We start from the raw sequence: 4,873 nt of genomic DNA on the forward strand, positions 1-4,873 counted from the left end.
CCCTCAGCGTCACCGAACGTCAGTTGCATGGATCACTCCTCAACATCAGGCGGGTAGTGTCGCGTATCTGTGGTGCGTTGTTCAGAGGTTCCTTAAGCGGAAAACCGTGTCAGATTCACTTGAAAACTTAACCTGACCGCCCTACTTCGATTTATAGCGCAGAGGCATCTGCAGGTACGTGGGTCTACGGGGATGCAAGGACGGGTTTAACCATCACGCTTTTCGAGACTGATCAACGCGAATAAGTGTCGAGCGACATTCAACGCTACTGCGCTTGCAGCGGCAGCCGGCGCGTAATGTAATTCACCACGTTCTCCATTGCGTCGGGATCAGTGTTGCTCAATCCCACGACCACGTACTCCTTGGATGGCAGCACCACCAATGCGGTATTCGCACCCGGTGCACCTCCTTCGTGTCCGTACTGCCTTTCCTGGCCCTGACCACTGACCATGAAGCCATATCCATACCACTTCTTGTGGTTCTGCGGCGAGGTGGCCGCCCCCAGCAACGCCGGCGACAGCAGCCTGCCGGTGCGCAGTGCTTCGCCGAACTTGAGCATGTCGCCTATCGTGCTGTAACCGCCGCCGGCTGCTGTTCCGCGCCAAGGCAGCGATGCGCTTTCGACGCGCCACCTGCCGTCGTGTTTGGAATAGGCAACGGCCCGGCTTGCGAGTCGCGTTGATTCCGGCTCCGACCCTGTCGACGTCATGCCGGCAACGCGGTAGATGTGCTGGTCCACATAGTCGTAGTAGGACTGCCCGGTGACCGCTTCGATCACCGCTCCAAGCACCACGTAGCCGTAGTTGGAGTAGCCATCCTGACTGCCCGGTGCCTGTTCCGGTGGGATGGCGCCGAAACGCTTGACGTAATCGGCGTGGGTTTTCAGCGTCTGCGCATAACTGGCGAAATTGTCACCGAAGATATCGCCGAGACCACTGGTGTGAGTGAGCAACTGGCGCAGCGTAATGGAACGGGCGATGGTTTGATCGGGGTAATCGGGTAGATAATCGTCAATGGTGCCATCCAGGGACAGCTTTCCTGCGTCCACAAGCTGCAGTACTGCCACAGCGGTAAACATTTTGTTCAACGAAGCAAGTCTGAACTGCGTTTGCGGCGTGACTGCCAGCGAAGTGGATCGATCTGCCAGCCCACCTTGCCACTGCAAAATCACTTTGCCATCCTGGGCCACCAGCAGCGCACCGGACAAGGTATCTGCAGCGACCAAGGCATCCAGTCGCTGTGTGGTTTGCTGCGTCAACGCATTCATTGCCATGCGTTTGGGCCGGTATTCGACCGGCAATTCCGTGCCTTCGATCTGAAACAGACGCACATCCGGGCGATCAGTCTTCTCCAACTCGACGGTCACCAACAATGCGCGCTCGCTGGATTGCACCTGTACGAGGATCTCGGCCTTTTCGGCACTACTGGACTTGACGGCCAGTACCTTGAAGTTGCCCATGTCGTTATGCAAGCCGACATCGCGTTGCGCGGTGCGGTCGATCTTGTAAGTGGTGATGACGGCTTGCAGCTCCTCCTGACTCTCCCGGTTGAAAGCGAGGAGCCAGCGATTGAAGATCTGTTCGGGCATCCCCACCGACGATGGCTGCATGCACCAGCCAATAGGGCTCCACAAAAGCAGTGCGGCAGCAAATAGCCTGAGACGCGTCATCCGATCGGCCTTTCGGTAATGGAGCATCAACGCCGACGTCTGTCGGCATGCCGATCATCACACAGGATCTCGCATTGTGCAGACGCCTTACTACCGATCGCATACCAGATGAAGAAGCCGGGGGCGCAGCGACCCGACAAGCACACTTGAATTGCCGAGTGCCGCTACAGCAGCGGAAAACGCCCGCCCACTCGCCCCAAACGTCAACGCCCCGATCAGGTCGGGGCGTTGATGGAATAGATCACCGAAGTTCGGTCACCGCGTCTGCATCGCAGCGGTCTGCGTCTGGACCACCAGACTGGCGGCGAAGCAATACAGTCTTGAATCTGACCTTGGCGACCGACTTACTTGGTCGATTTGGTCGCGTCGCGGACCTTGTCGGCGACCTGGCCGGCTTTGTTCTGCACCTTGCCGATGTTCTTTTCGGCGGCGCCTTCCAGCTCGGTGCTCTTGTCGCCGGTGACGCGGCCGACGGTTTCCTTGATCGAGCCCTTGACCTGCTTGGCGGTACCTTCGATACGGTTCTTGTCCACGGGATGCCTTGTTGGGTTTGGGTGTGATGGCCAGTCTGGACCCCGCCGGTGTGAGCGTGACGTCGGCATGCCGTTGTCTGTGCGTCAGTGCGTTCAGCTGGCGACTTGCCGCAGGTTGTGGCTTCCGGGTCACTGCCCGTGGACGCCTTGCCGAGGCTGCTGCATGCGACAATTCGGCCATCTCCAACCAGCACGCCCTGCCACGTGACCATTGCGCCCCCCGTTATCGAGCCCGTCGGTCTTGAGTTTCTCGCGGGAGGCGGCGAAATGGGCGCGCTGATGCGGTCGCACGATTGGAGTGCCACGCCGATGGGGCCGCCGGAGACCTGGCCGCAGTCGCTGCGTTCGTCGTTATCGGTGGTGCTCAATTCCACGCTGCTGGGTGCGGTGTTGTGGGGGCCGGAGCTGCGCATGTTCTACAACGATGTGTACCTGCAATCGTTGGGCGATCGCCATCCGCAGGCGCTGGGGCAGCCGGTGGCGGAGGTATGGAAGGAAACCTATGCACCGATCGCACAGGACTTTACCCGGGTCATGCACACCGGTCAGGGTTTTGGTCAGAACGTGATCGCGCTGCCGATGCGGCGCAATGGCGTCAACCAGATGACCTACTGGAATGCGACCGCCTCGCCGATCCGCGGCGAAGACGGCAGCATCGTGGGGCTGATGAATATCGCAATCGAGACCACCGCGCAGGTGGCTGCCGATCGCGACCGCGATATCCAGCATGCGATGTTGAGCAACGAGAACACCCACCTGGTGCACGAGGTGGTCCACCGCACCAGCGAGCGCGATCGCGCGCTGGAGGCAGAAACCGCGGCGCGGCGCAACGCCGAGCGGGTGCAGTTGGCGTTGGCAGCCGGGGCGATCATCGGCACCTGGATCTGGGACCTGCCCAACGATGCGTTTTCGGTGGATGAGGCGTTTGCGGAGAACTTCGGCCTGGATCCGCTGCTCGGCCGCACCGGGCTGAGCCTTGAAATCATCACCCAGAGCGTGCACCCGGACGATCGCGATGGGTTGGCGGCCGCCATCAACGAGGCCATCGTGCGCGGCGGCGCCTACGCGCACCAGTACCGCGTCAAACGCCGTGACGGAAACTATTACTGGCTTGAGGCCAACGGCCGGGTCGAACACGGGCCCGATGGCACGCCGCTGCGGTTTCCCGGTGTGCTACTCGACATCGAAGCCCGGCATGCGCTCTCCGAAGAGCGCGACCGCGCGCTGGGTGCATTGCGCGAGTTGAGCGAGACGCTGGAGCAGCGCGTCACCGAGCGCACGCGTGCGCTGATGCTGGTGGAAGAAGCGTTGCGCCAATCGCAGAAGATGGAAGCGGTCGGCCAGCTGACCGGCGGGCTGGCGCACGACTTCAATAACCTGTTGGCAGGGATTTCCGGTGCGCTGGAATTGATGAGCCTGCGCATCGAACAGGGCCGCTTCGCCGAGCTGGAGCGTTACGTCATCACCGCGCAGGGTGCCACCACGCGCGCGGCCGCACTGACGCACCGATTACTGGCGTTCGCGCGGCGGCAAACGCTGTTGCCCAAGCCGACCAACGTCAACCGGCTGGTGGTGGACATGCTGGATCTGATCCAGCGCACCGTTGGGCCGGGCATTCGTGTGGAAAACATCGCCGCAGCCGGATTGTGGCCGGCATTGGTGGATGCCCCGCAGTTGGAAAACGCACTGCTCAACCTGTGCATCAATGCCCGCGATGCGATGCCCAACGGTGGGCGCTTGAGCATCCAGACCAACAACCGCTGGATCGACGCTGCGCGCGGCGATCAGCTCGGCATGCCGCAGGGTCAGTACCTGTCGCTGTGCGTGAGCGACACCGGCACCGGCATGCCGCCGGACGTGGTGGCGCGCGCATTCGATCCGTTTTTCACCACCAAACCGCTCGGCGAAGGCACCGGTTTGGGGCTGTCGATGATCTATGGGTTTGCGCAGCAATCCGGCGGCCAGGTGCGTATCCAATCGGAAGTGGGCAAGGGTTCGGCGGTCTGCATCTATCTGCCGCGTCATGTGGGCGCCGACGTGGCCACCGACCCCTGCGACCCCACGCTGGAACTTGCGCCCTCGCGGGGCGGCGAAACGGTGTTGATCGTCGATGACGAGCCGTCGATCCGCGTGCTGTTCACCGAGGTATTGCAGGAGCTTGGCTACACCGTCATCGAAGCGGCCGACAGCGCGGCGGGGCTAAGCATCCTGCAATCGCCGGTGCGCATCGATCTGTTGGTCAGCGACGTGGGCCTGCCCGGCGGCATGAATGGCCGTCAGATGGCAGACGCTGCACGCGTCAGCCGCCCCAAACTCAAGGTGCTGTTTGTCACCGGCTTTGCCGAAAGCACACTGCTGCACGACCGCCACCTCGAACCCGGCATGGCGGTGCTGACCAAACCCTTCGGCGTGAGCGTGTTCGCAGCGCGCGTAAAGGAGTTGATCGAGAGTGAGAGCTAAAACTGCCTATCAAAAAGAACTGCGTTCATAGTGAAGCTGGAGTGGGGCGCTCGGTGCGTTGTGTGTAACTCGGGCACTACCGTTATTGCGCATAGCCCAGCAAGCGTGACGGCAGCTAGGGATGGTCTGATCAACGGCATCGGAGGATGAGCCTAACCACATCGGCCAGGCTGACGGCGCTCAGATCCTCGATTTTTTTGCCGTTTCCGGC

3 protein-coding genes are annotated in these 4,873 nt (G+C 61.5%); 1 reads left to right on the plus strand and 2 read right to left on the minus strand.

The features are described from left to right. Window positions 1–265 precede the first annotated feature (265 nt). Both GGR61_RS20665 and GGR61_RS20670 read right to left on the minus strand, forming a co-directional pair. Window positions 266–1,588 (minus strand): serine hydrolase domain-containing protein, encoded by a 1,323-nt coding sequence (locus GGR61_RS20665; RefSeq protein ID WP_260289068.1) that lies wholly within the window; start codon window positions 1,586–1,588, stop codon window positions 266–268. Between the two features lie 425 nt (window positions 1,589–2,013). After that, complete coding sequence (locus tag GGR61_RS20670) at window positions 2,014–2,202, minus strand: CsbD family protein (RefSeq protein WP_184409622.1); 189 nt, start codon at window positions 2,200–2,202, stop codon at window positions 2,014–2,016. A 279-nt stretch (window positions 2,203–2,481) separates the two neighbouring features. Here GGR61_RS20670 and GGR61_RS20675 point away from each other — a divergent pair, with 279 nt between their 5' ends. Further along, window positions 2,482–4,662 carry an ATP-binding protein gene (locus GGR61_RS20675; RefSeq protein WP_260289069.1) on the plus strand — a complete coding sequence of 727 codons (2,181 nt, stop codon included), beginning with the start codon at window positions 2,482–2,484 and terminating at the stop codon, window positions 4,660–4,662. Window positions 4,663–4,873 lie beyond the last annotated feature (211 nt).

Source organism: Xanthomonas sp. 3058 (assembly GCF_014199765.1).
In the GTDB taxonomy this organism is placed as follows: Bacteria; Pseudomonadota; Gammaproteobacteria; order Xanthomonadales; family Xanthomonadaceae; genus Xanthomonas; species Xanthomonas campestris_B.